Source organism: Phaeodactylibacter xiamenensis, from assembly GCF_000759025.1.
Taxonomy (GTDB): domain Bacteria; phylum Bacteroidota; class Bacteroidia; order Chitinophagales; family Saprospiraceae; genus Phaeodactylibacter; species Phaeodactylibacter xiamenensis.
Map to the genome: position 1 here is coordinate 274,200 of NZ_JPOS01000079.1, position 18,288 is coordinate 292,487.

Here is an 18,288-nt window from a genome sequence, read left to right on the forward strand (position 1 = left end):
TAGTCCGTTGATGATTAAAAGCCATAACTGAACAGGTAAAAATTTAAGCTACTCTAAAAATAATATCAAGTAAGGTGGATCAAATATAGAATGCATGTTGGTTCTACCCGATAAAGACTGCCTTTGTAGTTGTACGGTTGAGGGCTTGGCTTTTCTGAAGGTTGAAGTTATGGATTATTTCAATTGAGTGTTATCCATCAAGGAGAAAGATTACTACTGCTATGACATTTGTCTGTGTTTAGGGTAAGTCCAGTTTTTCGCATCTGAATAATTTTGATGGAAATGAAATCAAAGAACGTTCCTCATTTCGTGAATAATGCAAGTACGCACTCAAGGTCAGACTAGTGGTCTGTCAAGGCTAAAACTAGGGGTTGCCTGCGGCGACTTTTGAGGCACTCTTCGTTGGATAACCCCTTACGTAGCGCTGCTATGCGCGGGAACATCCGCCTTGATTAGCCTCAAAATTCGCTCCCACTCAACCCATAAATTAACACTTGACAGACCACTAGCCTTCTGCAACTAAAAGAGCGGATTGCACTGCAGGAAGCCAGGTAGTATTTTGAGGTGCGGCCCAACTCTGCTGAAGCACTCCTGATTCAGGAGTAGGCGCTTTCGTCTGTGTGGAGTAGAGCGTTATAACGCTTGCGTTTGCGGGAGCGGTGATCAAGGGCTAAAAAACTATACTTAATTTGGTATTAAAGATTTTAGGGTTTGAGTTATTTCTCTATCTTCATTGTTGAAGATTAATCCTACCGCTTAGCCTATTTCTTGAAGAACAGATGACGTTATCCTTGTCAGGTTACGCTTACGTGCTGAAGGGCTTATCCTTTGAGTAAGTAAGAGCATGGTTGGCAGTGAAGAGTAATGTGACTTCTCAAAAGACTGGGAGTGCACACTAAATAAACAGTTATGAAAATTTCAACTTTTCTTTCTCTAGTTATTTTCTTTTGGAGCTGTACGGATACACTCGATGTTTGGCATTGGCGCACAGCTTTCAAAAATTAATTCCATCCCCAAGCACTTCAGGGCTATCGGCAAAGTTGCCGCATGATTCGCCACGGACTATTGCTTTAAATGATTAATATTTTAAGACAACCACCCTCTTTTAACCTCCTACTGACAATAATCTATGAAGAAGCACCCCAGTCCTTCTGACGACATGTCTGATGAAGAGATCGTCGCCGCATTAAGAGGTAAAAACCGTAAGTTACAGGATAAGGCGTTACAGCAGCTGTATCAAGACGATATAATCAGACATACCATTATGAAATGGGTAGGGAACAGTTCTGATATTAATAGCGATGATATCCTGCAGGAGTCAATTATCACCTTTTGTGAGAAAGTCTGGTCTGGAGTGTATGACCCGTCAAAAAGTAAAGTGAGGACATATATTCTAAGTATAGCGAATTTCCTTATCATGAGAGATGCAAGGAAAAATAACCGGCGAGACAACCTATTAGAGCAGGAACAGCTAAGCAACCCCGATAACCCTTTGTTGACAGATCAGGGTATTGACCCGGAAGAGCTATTGGAATCTAAAGAAGAAAGAGAATGGATTCATAAGATACTTGCAAAGCTGGGCAAACGCTGCCAAAAAGTATTAGGACTTTGGATGTTGAGTTTTTCCAGTGCAGAAATTGCGATGGAGATGAGATGGACAGAGTCTACAGCTAAAGATGCAGTCAAAGAATGCAAAAGGAAGTTACGGGAGTTGTTTTGAAAATGCTGTGAATGGTTTTTTAATTAAAATGTGATGGATCAGAAATATTCAATAGAAGACATAGAAGCTTACCTGATGGGGGTAATGCCACCGGGGAAACGTGCTGTATTTGAGGCAGCGCTTGAAAAGGATGAAATGCTACAAATACAATTCGAGCAGGTGAAAAAACAGGTGGAGGTTTATAGGTATTTACGCAAGCAGGCCCTCCGGCAGAAATTTGAAATTTGGCGGGCAGATGGGACGATAACCCCTCTGCCATCCAAGGCGGATCCTGTTTCTGATACCAGCACTAAATACCGTCCATGGATATGGACAGGGGTAGTCTTCCTTCTTTTGGCAATATTGGGAGTAATTGTTTGTGAAATGTCATCTGCCGCGACCCTAACGAATGAAAAGGCAGAAGAGGCACAGCCTAGCAAGGACACCGTAACAAAGAAAAGGCAGTTCCCCCTGGAGGTATTAGCAGATACGGTGGAGATAAATGAGGCTCAGCCTGAGAAAACTCTGCCACCTGATGCTAAAGTGCAAGCCAAAGAGAGAAATGTGCCAATTGCTGAAATAGAAGAAAAAGACAATACACTGCAATTGGAAGTTAAGGGCCAGCATAATCAATTTATGGCATCGGTCTTTAACGTTTATCGAGCTAGTTCTGAGGAAGCAGATTCTATTGAAACCAGCATACAAGAATTATACAATAAAGGAGATTTTGAAACCTTGTCGTCTATTGTGCCTGATTCTATGCATTTTCTAAAAGGTATAGTGCTTTTCAAAACCGGGACCTATGAGGAAGCGGCACAATCCTATTTAGCGGTAGATGACGTTTTTAGAAAACACGATGCTCAATATTTAGCCCTATTGTCTTACGTTGCCCAACTTCCGAATAATTGCGATGCTTATATGGAGCTGTTAAAAGAGATTCTGGAGGAAGAGGGACATAGCTATATGGATAGGGTTGAGGAACTGGCCGCAAAAGTAAAAGCAAACAGGCTTTGCCAAGATTAGTTTATTGGTTAATAGCTCGCATATCCCCCACCGCCGAAAATGCCGCCCAAAAAGCAGGGTGTTTAGCGAAGTTACTGGGCTGTTGGTCCAGATATTTGAGCTGAGCCGAGCGCAGTGCCTCATCCTTAGGTGCTCCTTCCGCCAGGTATTTATAAAAATAGCCCATCAATTCCGCCGTCTTACCGTCGTTGACACTCCATATTGGAAAAACAAGGCTCTTGGCTCCGGCATAAGCAAAGGCGCGCGCCAGGCTGATGATGCCCTCGCCCCGCTGCAACTGGCCTGCGCCGACCTGGCAGGCGGAAAGGACGACCATATCAGCATTGAGTTCCAGATTATATAGTTCACGCACAAAGAGGCGGGCTGCTGTTGAGGTATCTGTGGGGCTGGCAAAAACGAGGAAGGAATAATCGCCTACCCGGTCATCGGCTTGTCCATGAGTAGCAATGTGGAGGAAGCGATAGTGAGCGGCGTCTTGAAGGAAAGCTTCCTTGGTCGCCTTTTTGCCGGAAAAGATTAGGTGCTTTTTTGGGAAAAAGGAGGCTACTCTTTTTACTTCAGGGCCTGTAAAGGGTAGTTTTTTCCAGGCATCACTTCTTTGTTCTGTTCTGCCGGCTATTTCACTTTCAAAGAACGGAGCAAAAGCCAGCAACTGGCCTTCCGCTTGATGCCGGTGCTCTTTGTCTCGCATCTCTTTCAGTAAGGTGGCAGAATAACTGTAGCTGAACTGATGCTCTTTGAGCAAAAACGGATAGGTTTTAGGGTTGCCTATATTGCCCGGCTGCCCGCTGAGTAATGCAGAAAAGGGCAGATAGCCGAGTACGCCATCGGGTACAATAATTACGCGTTCCGGTAATTGTTCGGCTACGGGCTGTATAAGGGTATCGTAGAGCAGTTGGGCATATTTGAGGTAGGTTTTCACCTTGTTGGTGTTGCTCACCCCTTCCCGGAATTTTGCCACCCAGTCTTCCAACGGAAAGTCTTTTTTGACCTCTTTTAGTATTGGCGCTCCTTCTTTTGGGATCAGGAAAATGAAAATGCTGCTGTCGCCTACAAAGTATTCGAGCAGTGCCTGATCGGGTTTGAGTAACTCTTGCTGTACCTCGGAGATAGAGATGGTGGAGCGGTCATATTTTAGGCGGTGGTAGGCGGGGTAGGCCTCTTCGAACTGTTTTTTGAGGGCTTCCAGCTCTTGCTCCAGGTCGAAGATTTGATTGCTAAGGGAAAGCACAGTAGTATCAATGGCCTCATAGCCTTTTTGAAGTAACTCCCGGCGTTTTTTGTCAAAGTAAGTTATATCTACCCGGAGGTCATATTCTTGTTGGAGCAGAGAATCGGGGATGCCGGAGAATTTAAGAGCATTTGATTCTTTGATAGATGCATACAGTAATTGTGCCTTAGCATTTTCTGCAATAAAAAATGCATCTTTTAAATAGATTGCTGAATCTGTCAGAGAATAAAGCGAGTGATTTGCAATCATAGCTCCTTCAAATGTAGATTGTATGTTCTCTCGGAGGATAGCTTTTGATGAGCTTAGTTCGGATTGATACTGTATAGTCTCAAAGGCTTCCTGATAGGCCCGACGGGACGCATGTAGATAACTACTATGTTTTAAGACGTCATATTTTTTATTGAACAGATTGATCTGAGTGTTTTGAGTCAATAATAAGCCAGGAATCGAGGAAATTGATGATAGCGAATGCCCACTTTGAAAACTCAAGGCCCCAAAGGATTTTTTTAGTAAATTCTCTGCTTCTGTAAAGGATTGCCTCTGAATCGCAATTGAGGCAAGGGCTCGATAAACTTTCGCAACTTCTGGATGCCTTCCACCAAAGACTATTATGTTTTCATTTAGCGCGCTTTGATAGTAGGTTTGGGCTATGTTTAGTTCTCCTTTTTCTTCGTACACTAATCCTAAATTAAAATTGGAAGAAGCTACGTTAGGGTGCTCTTTTCCAAGTAGTGATTTCCTTAACTCAAGTGCCTTTTGGTGAAATTTGACTGACTCTTTAAAATCTTTCCTGTCATAGGCAATGGTGCCAAGGTTATTATAAGAGTCTGCCACGGTAGGGTGCTTGTCCCCGAATACCTCTAATCGTATTTCCAGAGCATCCATTTGGTATTCGGTGGCCTTTTGATAATCCTTTAATGATGAATAACAAGAGCCAATGTTGTTTAATGTGGTAGCTATATCAATGTGTTTTTCTCCATAGTACTTTTTCACCAGGAAAAGTGCTTTGGATAAGTATGATATGGCGCGTTCGTAATCTCCCAAATAATAGTAACCAAGTCCTATGTTATTATAAACTGAAATGATTTCTAAACTTTCATCACCATATAAGTTCTTATAAATTTCAAAAGCCTTCTGTTGATATTCTAACTGCCTTTGATAGTCTCCTTTGTCCATGTAGGCAGTACCGAGGTTTGAATACGAAAAGGCAGTATGTTTGTGTAGAAATTTTAAGGTTTTTAATCGGATTGAAAGCGCTTTTTTGTGTAGTTCAATTGATTTGTCAAAATCTCCTATATCTTGAAAGTTGATTCCTAAATTATTGTATGACGCGGCTACCTCAGGTGAATTCTCTCCATACAATTTAATCCTTAAACTTAAGGCCTGGCTGTCACATTCAATTGATTTTTTATATTCCCCTCTTTTATTATAGTTCGCTGCTAAATTACTATAAGCAATAGGCGCGTTTTTGTGGTCTTCTCCGTAGTTTTCCAAAATTAATTTCAATGACTTTTCGTAGTATTCTCCAGCTCTTTCATATTCTCCTATAATTTTTAAGGTAAGGGCAAGGTTGTTTAACGAAATGACTACTTGCATATCACCTTCTCCAAAAATTTCCCGCCTTATATCTAGTGCTTTTTCAAAATAGGTAATAGACTCATTAAACTTGTTCATGTAAGCGAGCACTTGTCCCATCTGGTCGTAAATGGTGGCAATTTCTTTGGTTGTTTCGCCAGTTGTTTGAATATAAATATCTTCAGCCATTTGAAGCGTGCTTAATGCTTCGATTAGCTTTCCTTCTTGGGTCAGCCTCTTCCCCGCGTCCAATAGTTTTTGGGCATAGGAAGTATCTCCAACCTCCCACTCCCGTTCCTGAGCAGACAAGAACTGCCCCCCAATCAATAGCATTACAGCTGTGACACTTAAATACTTGATATATTGCATAATGACGTATTTCTTAGGTTATAAGAAGGTTTATTTGATCGGGGCCATATCTCCCACCGCCGAAAATGCCGCCCAAAAAGCAGGGTGTTTAGCGAAGTTACTGGGCTGTTGGTCCAGATATTTGAGCTGAGCCGAGCGCAGTGCCTCATCCTTAGGTGCTCCTTCCGCCAGGTATTTATAAAAATAGCCCATCAATTCCGCCGTCTTACCGTCGTTGACACTCCATATTGGAAAAACAAGGCTCTTGGCTCCGGCATAAGCAAAGGCGCGCGCCAGGCTGATGATGCCCTCGCCCCGCTGCAACTGGCCTGCGCCGACCTGGCAGGCGGAAAGGACGACCATATCAGCATTGAGTTCCAGATTATATAGTTCACGCACAAAGAGGCGGGCTGCTGTTGAGGTATCTGTGGGGCTGGCAAAAACGAGGAAGGAGTAATCACCTACCCGGCCATCAGCCTGCCCATGAGTCGCAATGTGAAGGAAGCGGTATTTGGCGGCTGATTTTAAGAAAGCTGCTTTTGTAGCTTCTTTCCCCAACATGATCAGGTGATTATCCGGAAAAGAAGAGGCGGCTTGTTGCACTTCGGGGCCGGAGGCGGGCAGCCCTTTCCACACATCGCTTCGTTGCTCATTTACCGTGGTGGTTTCCTCTTCAAAAAAAGGAGCAAAAGCCAGCAACTGGCCTTCCGCTTCATGGCGGTGTTCTTTGTCTTGCATCTCTTTCAGTAAGGTGGCAGAGTAGCTGTAGCTGAACTGGTGTTCTTTGAGCAGAAATGGATAGGTACTCAAGTTGCCCAGGCTGCCAGGCTGCCCGCTGAGCAAAGCTGAAAAGGGTAGGTAGCCAAGTACACCATCGGGTACGATGATGACGCGTTCCGGTAATTGTTCGGCTACGGGCTGTATAAGGTTGTCGTAGAGCAGTTGGGCATATTTGAGGTAGGTTTCCACCTTGTTGGTGTTGCTCACCCCTTCCCGGAATTTTGCTACCCAGTCTTCCAGCGGAAAGTCTTTTTTGACCTCTTTTAGTATTGGCGCTCCTTCTTTTGGGATCAGGAAGATGAATATGCTGCTGTCGCCGACGAGGTATTCCAATAAGGCTTGGTTATCGTTGATTAGCTTTTTTTGTACATAAGAGTCGGAAACTGGGGAAAAATCATACTTCAGCCTAAAGTAATTAGGATGGTTTCTTTTATACTCAGCCGTTAATCGCCGGAAATCTAAATAAGCATCATTCAGCCGGGCACGCAGGCGTTGGTATTTGGCAGAAGCTCTCGGCACTCCTTTTTCCACAGCATTCGATAAGTTGATTTGTGCACTGTTGATTGCCCTAAGTACTTCCTGTTCATGGTTTCTAAGTTCGGCCGGTAATTCTGCGATTTGGGTGGCTTTGGATGACAAAAAAGATTCATACAGGATAAGCGATTTGGAGTGTTCGATTACGCGGAAGCAGGCCTCTGTATATTCAATGGTATGGGGCATTCCTTTTAGTGATAAAAGTCTTTCTGCAAGAGCAAGTGCATCAGGGCCAAGTTTTTCCTTAGAGGACTGTACGAGTATTTGTTTGCGTTGCTCTATTAAGCAAGAATCGGCTTTGTTATAGGCATCAAAAGCAAGTAGCGGGGCTTCTTTTTGTCTGTATGCTTCTGCTAAGTAGAAAAAACAGTTAAAGCCCCGGGCATATCTGTTGAGGGTTTTGACAGAGTTATTTTGGTAGGAGTTTAATATTAAAGACTGCTGCAGAAAATCGATGGCTTTATCAGGCTTGGATATTTGTAAGTTGCACATTCCCTTTTCAAAGTACACATCAGAAAGGATATCTTCCACTTGCTGGCCACTAAACTCATCGATTATAGTGTCCAATTGCAGCAAGGCTTTATCCGCCTTTCCTAATGTTCTCAAGTCTTTGGCCAACATGAGCCGGGCAATAGCCAGGTCATTTGGCCCAATCGGATCGGCTAACAAATGCTTTAATCTTTTTTGCTCAGAGCGTAAAGAAGACTCATGATCACCTATACGGCGGAACATTTCGGCTTTTATTTGTAGAAGTGAAACAATAGCGTAAGTGTTATTGCTTGTCAGTTCTTCGGCTTTATTTATGACTTCAAATGCAAGTTCTGTCTCCCCGTCGTTGGATAAAATGTTGGAATAATTAGCCAGGAAAATCGCTCTTTTGTGAGGGGGCAGTCCGCACGATTGAAGGCTGGCAATGCCTTTTTCGATATATGTTCTTGCGAAAGTATTCTCTTTAATTCCTAAGTATAGAATAGCGATGTTGTTGCAAAGAATGACAATGAGGTCCTGTATTCCTTCTGTGCTTTCGGCAATTTCGAGGGCATTTAACCGCATTTGGAGAGAGGCCTTCCAATCTCCGCTGCCGGCGTAAAATCCGGCATAATGGTTCATAAATTTGACAGATTGCCTACTATTTGAACCGTATAAGCTTTGAAGAGTACTTAGGCACTTGGAAAAATACCACTCGGTACTGTCATAGTTCATTTTCTTTCCATGAGCTTCTCCTGCTTTTTGGTAAGATTCTGACAGAAGCAAGTTCGAAAGGCTATCTCTTTCATTTTGCAGTAGCTTGATTGATTTATGGTAGTGCCGTAAGGCAAGGCCAAATTGTTCTTGTTCTAAGAATTGATCCGCTTTTTGTTGATAGGCCTGAGCTATCTTGTAAGAGATGCTTTGCCCCGTGCTATAAGTAGCAATACAAGTCAATAATAAAAGTGAAATAAAAGGCTTAAGGCTGAAGTACATGGCAGTTCGTTTAAAAAACGATTAAGGCATTTGAAAAATAAGCGGTGCTTCAATAGTAAGGATGTAAGGGGCTCTCAGTTCAAAGAATATAGGGACTCTATAATTAGGCCCCCTTACATGTGAAGCAGCGCCGTCTTATTAACCCGAAACTTTCGTGTAAGTAAAAGATTTCCCCTGAACACCAGGCCAATCAGTTTGTATTACTGTGAATTCGACTTTGTTCGAACCGTACCATTTAGCCACGCTTTTGCAGACCATTCTGCTCCCTTCATACTGTTCGAGAATACCAGATGAATTGCTTTGAGGATGGTATTTCCAAGTAAAGAATTGAGTGTTGGAATGCTCTCTTGTCATTGAGTTCATCCATTGGTACTCTCGCTGAAAATTAATTTTTTCACTATATAAGATTCGGAGCATTCCTGTCGTTTCAAAAGTTGCTTCACGCTTAATGACCGTAACAGAACTTGGTTGAAATGAATTATCCACTACATTGTTTTTCCATTTGCCGACCAGGGGCATATAAATATGGTTGTTTAGACTATTACCAGTTACGTTACCAATCAAAATTCCGTTATTATATTCCTCCGACTTAATGAGTTTGCCTTGTTGGTCAAAGTATCGAAAAATTCCCTGTTTTTTTCCGATTTTGTAATATCCATGGGTCTTAATTTTTCCGTTTCGATGATAATAAGTTGCCTCACCGTTCAGTGTATAACCTAATCCGTAAACGAAACTGTTGAGATTTTTTAGACCGTGACCTTTGAATGCCAACGTTTTCGAAGGATAATAATAATCCGTGATTTCATAATTTGAAAGTCCATCATATATTCCTGGTGTCGGAGTGAAATCAATCATCTCCGCATTTCGTTGAAAGACAGCATGTTGCTCTCTGCAAGGCTTCCCGTCTTTATCTAAATAACTGACGTCTTGGCCTATTGCTGATTGTGACATTAAACAAATTAGGATAAGTGTTGAAATTTTAGATAAAACCTTCATAAGTAAACGTTTTTAGAGTTGAGGTGATTTAAACTTTTTCCTTCGCTTATTGAAATCAATATTTGGAAATATATCCAATTGTTCACAAACCGTTCTTAAGCTCTTGCCATCAAATCCAGCATCCGCATTGAGGAATAAGCATTTGACAGCAAGACAAGCATCCATCAAAGTGCTTATTATGTTGAACACCGTTTTTCCGATTACTTTTCAGAGGTACTGCATTGCAGAATACCTGTTGCCGTTTTCTTTAGTGAATTACCATTTTCTTGGACATAATCTGTTGGCCTATGCCAATTTTAAGCATATAAACTCCCTTGGGATAAGAAGCTAAGTCTAGCTTTACGGTCTGTGTCCCGGCGGCACCTAACACCTCATGCTGTACTTGTTCCAACAATCTGCCTTGCATATCAAAAATGGTTATGTTTATGTTATCCTTCTTGCTGAGGTTAAATGAAACCGTAGTATGATCAGAGGCTGGGTTGGGGTAAATAGTCAAATCCATTTTACCATCAGTCTTTGCTTCATCTACATTGGTTGAGTTTCCATAAATAATGACTTGATAATCTTCTACCTCCCTGTTCCCACCAGTTTCGCAGGCGGCGGGAAATCCATCAGTGCTCATACTTACCCGCATACGAGTGCTTCCTGATAAAGCATGATATGGAATAAAAATCACGCTATTTACAGTAGAGGAGTTACTTCCTTCCAGTTGTCCTACCATTTCTCCGGCATCATCAAAGTCATAATCCTGGTTGAAATCAATCCAGATACGCCAGTACACATTTCTGAAGGAGCCATTGGTGCCTGCTTTCAGTTGTATGCTGGTATTACTACCTTTTTGTATTTGTGCATTTAGATGAGTGAAGTTTGCATAGCCATAGTCCTGGCCGGAAACCATATCAATATTATTTAAATTAACCTTTTCAATCCAGTCATTCCATGCCAGTCCATAAGAATAACAGTAAGGGTCGTTGCATCCTTTCGTATTGACAATGGCAGATTCAGAGTAATTGCTTTGGCCATTATTACATACAGACCGAACCTGGACCTCGTACTGAGCGCAAGGGGTCAGGTTAGCCCAGGTGATCTCAGCAATATTATAGCTGGGGCTCTCCACCCACTCTGAGTTTCCTGTAGCTCTGATCCGAGTTTGGTAAGCTGTGGCGGATGGTGCTGCGCTCCAGTTTAGTTGGCAATGAGAATAAGCGGAATTGGTTACCTGTATATTGGAGGGAGGCTCACAGCCACTACCTCCTCCATTTAAAGCTGCAAGTACAGCCTGGTAAGCATTGATCCTGCCGTAACCCAATTCTGATGACCAACTCCCGTTTGGTTGCCAAGGTGTGTTTTCCTGGTATAGGTAACCTCCGGTTTTGTCACAGGTGCTTTCCAGAATTTGCCGGGCTTGATTTGCGGTCAGGGAAGGATTGACCGATAATATAAGTGCCATCGTACCTGCTGCAGCTGGGCATGCGGATGATGTGCCATTGAAAATTCCCGTATAGTCTCCCCAATCATACCCACCCCAACTTGAAATATCAGTAGTCATTATTTTTACACCAGGAGCGGATACATCAAGGCCTAGTCCGTAGCAGGACCCCCAGTCTTCGCCATCACAGGAAAACGGGCTTTTTCTTTCATCACAGTAACTGGTAGCTCCAACTGCAATAGCTCCATTGTAAGAGGCAGGGAAAGTAACGGTGGAGTTCTCATTGCCGGCAGAAAATAATACCGGGCATCCCAGCCCTCCTCTACCATAATTGAGAGCATTGTCGATGGCAGATTCGATGAAGAAATTGGGAGCACTTCCTCCCCATGAATTGCTGAGTATATCTGCATCACCATTCTGCCATGCCCAGTTCAGGGCATTGGCCTGCCAGGTCGTATAGGTAACCCATTCACCTTGCCCATCTTGATAAGCTATTCTGATTGGTACAATTTTAGAACTATAAGCTATGCCTGCAATTCCTATGCCATTGTTGCCCGCAGCAGCAGCTATGCCTGCGCAGGCCGTGCCATGAGCATCTGTAGAGTTAGCATGTCCGTTGCTGCCAAGGCCAGTAGCATCAAACCCGCCTACCAGGTTGGGGATAAGGTCTGGGTGATATAAGTCAACTCCTTCATCAATGATAGCTATTTTTATGTTGGGAGAGCCAGTCGTGATATTCCACGCTTCAAAGGCGCTTATGTCTGCTCCGGGAATGCCATAATATTGGGTAGCAGAACCCGTATTATGTAACCCCCATTGGTAGTTGAGTAATGGGTCATTGGTAGTAAATGGCTTTAAACTTAAATAATATGCTGGTTCGGCAAACTGAACCAAGCCTGATTGGTGGAGCGAATTAGCTGCTTCAATGGCTTCCAGGGGAGAATGTTTCCATCTAAACTCCAGATGATAAACCATAGGGTCATACTCGTTCTGGCTTAAATCACCAAGTTGTAAGCGGCCGCAGTATTTTCTTAGGTGGTTTATGCCTTTTTGGGTTCGCAACCGAATGTTGATCTCTCCACTAAGGGCAATTTCCGTACTTTGTCGATATCTCAAGAAAGGAACTGCAAAGGCCACTTGCTCTGATTTACATAATTGCTTGGTCGCTTTAATGACCTTATCCGCGTCCATATTGGGTATTAATATTCCAACGGCTAGTCCCGGGCTACTCAGCAGCATACTGGAGTCAAGTGGTTGTAGCACTGAAGTGCGCTTCAGTAGTGCTGCTTTATCGTTGTAGGAAACACCCTCTACAAATTGTATCATTACTTTGTCGGTAGACAATGGAAAGTTAAGCTTTCCTACAGGAGTGTAGAATGAAAAACTGCTTTCTTGAGCGATTGCGCTACTCAGGGGAATAAAAAAAAGTATAAAAAATAATACTGTGTGTCTCATGGCTGGTATCAGGTTTTTTTATTCTTTTCGTAATTCCAATTCAACAGCAATTCCGACTACTACTCCTTGTAAATTCATTTCATCTCCTTGAAGCTCTATCTCATACTTTTCTTCATCTACTGGGAAAGGAGCACCCAGTAGAGAACCAACCATTCCCTGGGTGCCTACGTCGTACTTTAATTCCAGTTCTCCACTAGCTTCATCTACCTCCCATTCACCAGAATAGTTAAAAATGCCTCCGTTGGCAGAAAGGGCTGTTTGGAAATCGCCGTCCTCTTCAAGTTCTATTTCAATAACGACATTGACAGCTTGCCCATTGATGGTCATTTTCTCCATTTCCCAGTCTCCTGTAATCAAATGAGTTAAGGACGGTTCCTCTTTTTTACAGCTTAATAAGAGGACTGACAGGATGGTCATGGCCGCATAGATTTGCGTTTTTCGAATCATTTTCATCTGATGTGATTTTGTAAAGTGTGATTTATTCTAATTCTGAATTTAAATTGTGTAGCGCAAGGGAGCTTTAGTAGCTACAGCCAGTAGTATTGCTGAGCATAAACTTTAGAGGCGCTCCTATTAGCTAAAGCTTGCCCGGCTCATTGAGGCGGGTATTATTTTTAAACACGTTCGTATGTCCACCCATTGAATATATCCCCGTTCTCATCTCATTCACCAGAAACCAGGCGTTCTCATAAGGGTGCTACTTTTTTGGTTGTTTGCCCAAATGATAGCTAGCGCATTGTTAGAGGCTGCTTGATTCATTTTTTAGCCGTCATCCACAATCTGAGTAGTTTTCTGTTTTAATTGTAAAGTCAAAATGGTCTCTGTTGAATTGAGTTGGCCATGGGAAATAGCAGTCCGAACACTATTTCCCATTAGCTTTGGCCTTTGAGTTTGTTAAGGGTAGCAGCATTGGCTGGATGGGCAGATTTTCTGGCTGTTTTGCCATTGCCCTCCAGCTTGTCTATATCTAATAATAAAGCAATCCGGGTCTCCGATCATACCTACTATCCATACATTGCCTGATGTTGTTTTTTTCATGTAGGGGGTGCCTCCATAAATATATTGGCCATTGGGTAATACCGGGTGCATTTCCCACTCGTGGGCTCCAGTTTGGGGGCTTTTCAAAGTCAGGCAGCAATGGCGGCACCCTGAAATACCACCGCAAAACCTCCAAGAGGCAGAAACATAAGGAGGCAGAGTCTCGGTAGGAGCGAGGAGTAGGCTAGGAATGCAAGATTCAGCATCAGTCAACCCATTTCCTTTAGCAGAACTTCCAGCTTCCAGAAATGGCAGGATCGCGGTAATCAGCAAAATGATAATCGTCTTCATTTTTAAATGGTTTAAGTAAATTAGGAATACTAAAAAAACAGGTTCGCGAATTTTTAAATATGCCTCACCTTCAGCCCCTAAAGGCTTCCAGGCTTAGGCATATTTAAAATCTCAAATAGAGAACTTATTTTTTTATCCCTACTTAATCGTGTAGGGTCGTTTGACTATTCAAAGTAGAAGCAAATAGGCTGAACTCTGAATGGCTAATTATTGATGAAAAATCAATGAATGATGCGATGATATGAAGTGGCCACCCTGGCTAATTACCCTGGCCAGTTACCTGCCCTTTTCCAGAAAAGGCCAAAGTTTTCTTTCCCTTTAATGGCTAGCTTTCTTTCGATGTTCCTTACATGGGAGATTACGGTGTGTTCCGACTTAAAAAGGCTTTCCCCGGATTGAGCGTAACTATTATTCGGGTTTTTTATAAAATATTCGAATACCGTTCTTTCTGTCTCTGTAAGGAGGCTCAATTTATCTTTGATATTTGAGGGTTCGTACAAGGATTCTATATTCTCTTCCAGAGTGGAAATCTTATCATCCCGTTGTTGAATCTCAAATTCCATTTTTTGCCGCACTTGTTGTATTTTCAATTCCTCAAAAACCCATGTAAAAGCTAAGGACAAAAAGATGGTTCCAAGTGCTGAGGTCAGGATGAGGTTCATGAAGTTGAAGGTGGCTTTGGGAAGTAAAATTTCCTGAATGACGGCTGTTAAGGATGGTTCTGTGCCTAGGTTATCATCGAACTGGGCTATTTCGGTCAAATAACAGAACTGCATGTAAATGATCGAGCAGCAAACCAATATGGCGAGAATAGCCATTTCAGTACTGCCTCTGTTAAAAAATTGTATACCCAGAATAATCCCCAGGAAAATAAAAATGAATGTGCTAAAAGCTACATCTGGTATGTCACTGCCGCTGAAAGTACCTGCTAATACTGCAACGATAAATAAAACCAATGACACAATTGCCCAAACTTTTGGCTCGAATATTTTATTATTCAGATTTCTTACTGAAGAGAAAAAACAAAACGATAACAAAAGAAAAAAGCTGTTTAAACCAGAGAGCGTGTGTTTTTTGAATTTGGATATAAGTTCGTGTTCCGTCGTGTCGGAAGAAGAAGGATCATGAAGCTCTCTATTATTTTTTATCCACTCTGGTATTTTTTGATTTCTAGGTTTTTGAAGAAAATTGTCTTCACTTAGGCATATTTCTGAATAATAAAACATATCGAATTCATCTTCTGTAGATAGACTGACTGCATTTAAGCTTACCAAAATAGAAAAGAATAACCCAAAGCAAACCAACCCCCAGACGTCAAGCTTGTTTTCTCTTTTCCGGTAAGCAAATAAACCTAATAAAAACAGAGTTAAGGCAAAAAATGAAAAGATGCCAATCTGACACCACATAAGCACTAACCGAATCGCCTGGTATTTTTCAGCGCATAAGTTGCATTGTGAATTACAGTCGCCGAATCCTTGCAAAATGAGTTCTGTTATCCATTCCATTATGATTAATCTGTTTTAATTATTTATGAACCTTCTCTGAAGAGGAAAGGTAAATATGCCTTGTAGCAATAGCATTATAAAAATCAACGCTCTTATTAAGAATCAGGCGGCAGGGCAATTATCAGCCATAAGCCGTTGATTCGGAGCCAAAGTGGTTTCAAATAAATTGGCTAGCAGGGCTTGTTCCTGTCGCCGATATACGAACTCAAAGGAGCCCAAATAGAGATGGGCAGTCTTTCTTGACCTATTCCACAGTGTGGGCCCATAGGTGGCTAAGTACAGAGCAAAGCATAGCCATAAGCCCTTCGAGTTCATTTCCATAACATTTAGATTGAAGTGCTATTAGTGTATTCTTTGGTAAGTCAGTGTCCGTCCTATATTCTCCGGGTTGTTAGAATGCAATACCACAAAGGAAACCCTATTGTTGCCCTGCCACTGTACGCGGCTTTTTGCAACCATCTCCTCACCATCGTATTCTTCCAGAAAATGCCCGCCAGCAGCTTGCACATATCGCCAATTGTACGATGCTGTAAATGTGCCATTTCCCAGCAATGGACAAAACATGGCCATAGAAGGGTCATTGGATTGATGATCAACTTTGGTTTGGATCGATAAAATACCATCTGCTGAAAACGTCACCTTATTTTGGGTAGTTTTGGTAATGTGAGGTGATGGCGTATTGTATTTTACTTCGTTGTACAACCAGGTACCCAATAAAGGTGTGTAGATGGTGCCTGCAAAACGGTTTTTTGCAACGGCCTGCCCTTTTTGGTAGATGGTTTTCCGGGTAATAGTTCCGTTCGGGGCGTATTCTGCAAACTCGCCATGTGGCTTACCATTTAAGAACGAGCCTTTTTCTTTGATGGAGCCATCCTGATAGTACCACTCTGCAGGCCCCTCGAATAGTAGTTCATCCGGTAATTGCGTCACTGAAATAGCTTTACATTTAAAACGAAGCCCGCCATTCGGATAATAATCCTTGACTTCCCTTAGTACTCTGCCATCTGTAGCCGCAGTATAGTGCACTTGCCCCCAATAATCTGTAAAGGATTGCATGCTGGTCCCAATTTCAAGATTGGTTACTTTGCGATAGCCTTCCGCAGGTTTGTAGCTGGCCCTATACCAGTCTTCGGTATGGTATTCTTTGGTTTGCCCCTGCGTAGTCGGTACAAATAGGAAACAAAGCAAGAATAGGTGTAAGATTTGGGTGCTGAGTTTCATTGTTTTGTGGTTTTGATTGACAACCAAATGGTGATCTGCCATTATTCTCTGGGAAACAGTTTCCGCACTTCTTCGTCTGTCACCCCTTCCGGAAAGGTAATCTCGGAGTACTCAACAGGCTTTTCTTCCAAGCTTCTGGGTTTGATCTGCGTGCGAATTTGCTCGATGAAAATATCATGCAGCTCCTTGTAGGAGAATTGCCGTTCATTTTCTACTGCATATTTCCCAAGTTCCACTCCCAGACGCGCTGCTGCATATCTCTCATTGGGTGTGCCGTGGTGTTGAGGGTGGTTGAAATTGTAATCACCAAAATCCATCAATGCCTGGTATACATCCTGGATTTGAGACCATGCCCAGCGTTTAGCCAGAAAAAGGTAAAAACCGCTAAATGCGTCAGCCTCCAGTTCCATATGAGCAGGCTGGTTATAATCGTTCCAATTGGAATGAAACTGGGTGCGGTGCCCCCACTCATGGGCCAAGATGCTGGCTACGGGCAATTCGCCATATTGGTCCAGTATATCCCAAAACATGTAGTAGCCAAACCTGATTTGCCCATCACTGCTGGCATAAGCATTCTTTAATTCCGGCTCAGGCTCTAAAAGGATAGACACTTGGGCAGGGATCTGCTGGAAAAAGGCACGTTGTATGGCCACTTCTTTCCAGAACTTTTGATCGTAAGCAGCATGACCTAAAGAACTGATGATTTGTCCAGATTTGCTATAGCCGCCTACCCAGCCTAAACAGCCGTGCATGGGCATACAAGAGCCATCATCTTCATTGGCATCGGGATGGTAGTTGAACGAAAATTCATCAGTACAGCCAGATATAGATGGTAGTAGTGTTGCCGGTTCTTCACACGACCAGATGCTTAGAATGCTGAGCATAGTAAGATACAAAAGTAGCTTCTTCATGATGATATCATTTTAATTAGGACATTGGAATGTAGAGAAGAATGATATTCTTAGTAGCGATATGGATTGCCGAGCCCACCTGGGGTGTTCGTGGGGTATTGTGGGCCAGGGGCAGGATTAGTTTGGGGTGAAGGCATGTTCGGGACATTAGTAGGAAAGACAGGGGGAGCCTGGGAAGACGGGTTGGGGACAGGAGCTGTAGTAGGCTGTGTGGACTGAATGAGACCTAGTTGTTGAGCAATAGCTAAATACTCCTGTTGAGATTGGATAGGACGAGCGTTAACCCGAGTGGCTTGACCATTAGATCGTACCGTAAGCTGCCCGTTCTGAAAAACAAAAGTGTCTGGTTGGTAGCCGGGTGCCATTTGCCCGGTCGAAGCAATACGGGGGGTGTTGCACATGATGACAAAGTCCTGATTGGAGCCCTGAGTTTGGTTTTGCTGACTCATTTGCCATCCAGATTGCCCGAAAGCGTATACATTTGGTACCTGTAAGAGGCTTAGCTGTGCAAGTTGCTCTATCACCATGATTCCATTTTGTGATGGAATGGCAACTTTAAATACGCCTTGCCGGGTTTGTTCATTTATTAGAATTATACCCTTATGAGGAATACCTGAGCCTGTAAACTCTACATATAAGGCAGATTGTTGAGCAAAAAAGGTTACAGGCAACAATAAAAAGATAAGGTGAAAAAGGTGCTTCTTCATGGCTGCAATTTTTGAATATCCATTTTCAAATGTGCTGTCAATAACTTATTGACACCAATAATCTAAAAGGGGGGGGGGGGG

At 42.7% G+C, this 18,288-nt stretch carries 12 protein-coding genes; 2 read left to right on the top strand and 10 right to left on the bottom strand.

Annotated features, from left to right (window positions below; translation table 11 throughout):
- Positions 1–1,129: 1,129 nt before the first annotated feature.
- Positions 1,130–1,720 (top strand): RNA polymerase sigma factor, encoded by a 591-nt coding sequence (locus tag IX84_RS21120; protein ID WP_044225372.1) that lies wholly within the window; start codon positions 1,130–1,132, stop codon positions 1,718–1,720.
- Positions 1,721–1,753: 33 nt separating this feature from the next.
- Complete coding sequence (locus IX84_RS21125; RefSeq protein ID WP_044225376.1) at positions 1,754–2,722, top strand: hypothetical protein; 969 nt, start codon at positions 1,754–1,756, stop codon at positions 2,720–2,722.
- A 1-nt stretch (position 2,723) separates the two neighbouring features.
- Here IX84_RS21125 and IX84_RS21130 read toward each other — a convergent pair whose 3' ends face one another.
- The 10 genes from IX84_RS21130 to IX84_RS21170 all read right to left on the bottom strand — a co-directional run bounded on the left by IX84_RS21130 (position 2,724) and on the right by IX84_RS21170 (position 18,207).
- The gene (locus tag IX84_RS21130) at positions 2,724–5,897 is read right to left on the bottom strand and encodes a CHAT domain-containing protein (RefSeq protein WP_044225379.1); all 3,174 of its coding nucleotides are present in this window, start codon (positions 5,895–5,897) and stop codon (positions 2,724–2,726) included.
- 30 nt (positions 5,898–5,927) lie between these two features.
- A complete protein-coding gene (locus IX84_RS21135) occupies positions 5,928–8,300 on the bottom strand; it encodes a CHAT domain-containing protein (RefSeq protein WP_160213866.1) in 2,373 nt (790 codons plus the stop codon).
- A 492-nt stretch (positions 8,301–8,792) separates the two neighbouring features.
- Positions 8,793–9,650: a toxin-antitoxin system YwqK family antitoxin gene (locus IX84_RS21140; protein ID WP_044225385.1), complete on the bottom strand. Its 858-nt coding sequence runs from the start codon at positions 9,648–9,650 to the stop codon at positions 8,793–8,795.
- A gap of 247 nt (positions 9,651–9,897) precedes the next feature.
- On the bottom strand, positions 9,898–12,534 hold the full coding sequence (locus IX84_RS31300) for a S8 family serine peptidase (RefSeq protein ID WP_081968873.1): 2,637 nt from the start codon (positions 12,532–12,534) through the stop codon (positions 9,898–9,900).
- A gap of 18 nt (positions 12,535–12,552) precedes the next feature.
- Positions 12,553–12,987 carry a hypothetical protein gene (locus IX84_RS21150; RefSeq protein ID WP_044225388.1) on the bottom strand — a complete coding sequence of 145 codons (435 nt, stop codon included), beginning with the start codon at positions 12,985–12,987 and terminating at the stop codon, positions 12,553–12,555.
- A gap of 441 nt (positions 12,988–13,428) precedes the next feature.
- On the bottom strand, positions 13,429–13,863 hold the full coding sequence (locus IX84_RS33070; RefSeq protein WP_152605173.1) for a hypothetical protein: 435 nt from the start codon (positions 13,861–13,863) through the stop codon (positions 13,429–13,431).
- Positions 13,864–14,126: 263 nt separating this feature from the next.
- Positions 14,127–15,368, bottom strand: a complete 1,242-nt coding sequence (locus IX84_RS21155; RefSeq protein ID WP_044225391.1) for a helix-turn-helix transcriptional regulator — start codon at positions 15,366–15,368, stop codon at positions 14,127–14,129.
- A 342-nt stretch (positions 15,369–15,710) separates the two neighbouring features.
- Positions 15,711–16,589 (bottom strand): toxin-antitoxin system YwqK family antitoxin, encoded by an 879-nt coding sequence (locus IX84_RS21160; protein WP_044225394.1) that lies wholly within the window; start codon positions 16,587–16,589, stop codon positions 15,711–15,713.
- Between the two features lie 41 nt (positions 16,590–16,630).
- Positions 16,631–17,500 carry a hypothetical protein gene (locus IX84_RS21165; protein WP_044225397.1) on the bottom strand — a complete coding sequence of 290 codons (870 nt, stop codon included), beginning with the start codon at positions 17,498–17,500 and terminating at the stop codon, positions 16,631–16,633.
- Positions 17,501–17,550: 50 nt separating this feature from the next.
- Positions 17,551–18,207 carry a hypothetical protein gene (locus IX84_RS21170; RefSeq protein WP_044225400.1) on the bottom strand — a complete coding sequence of 219 codons (657 nt, stop codon included), beginning with the start codon at positions 18,205–18,207 and terminating at the stop codon, positions 17,551–17,553.
- Between the last annotated feature and the right edge of the window lie 81 nt (positions 18,208–18,288).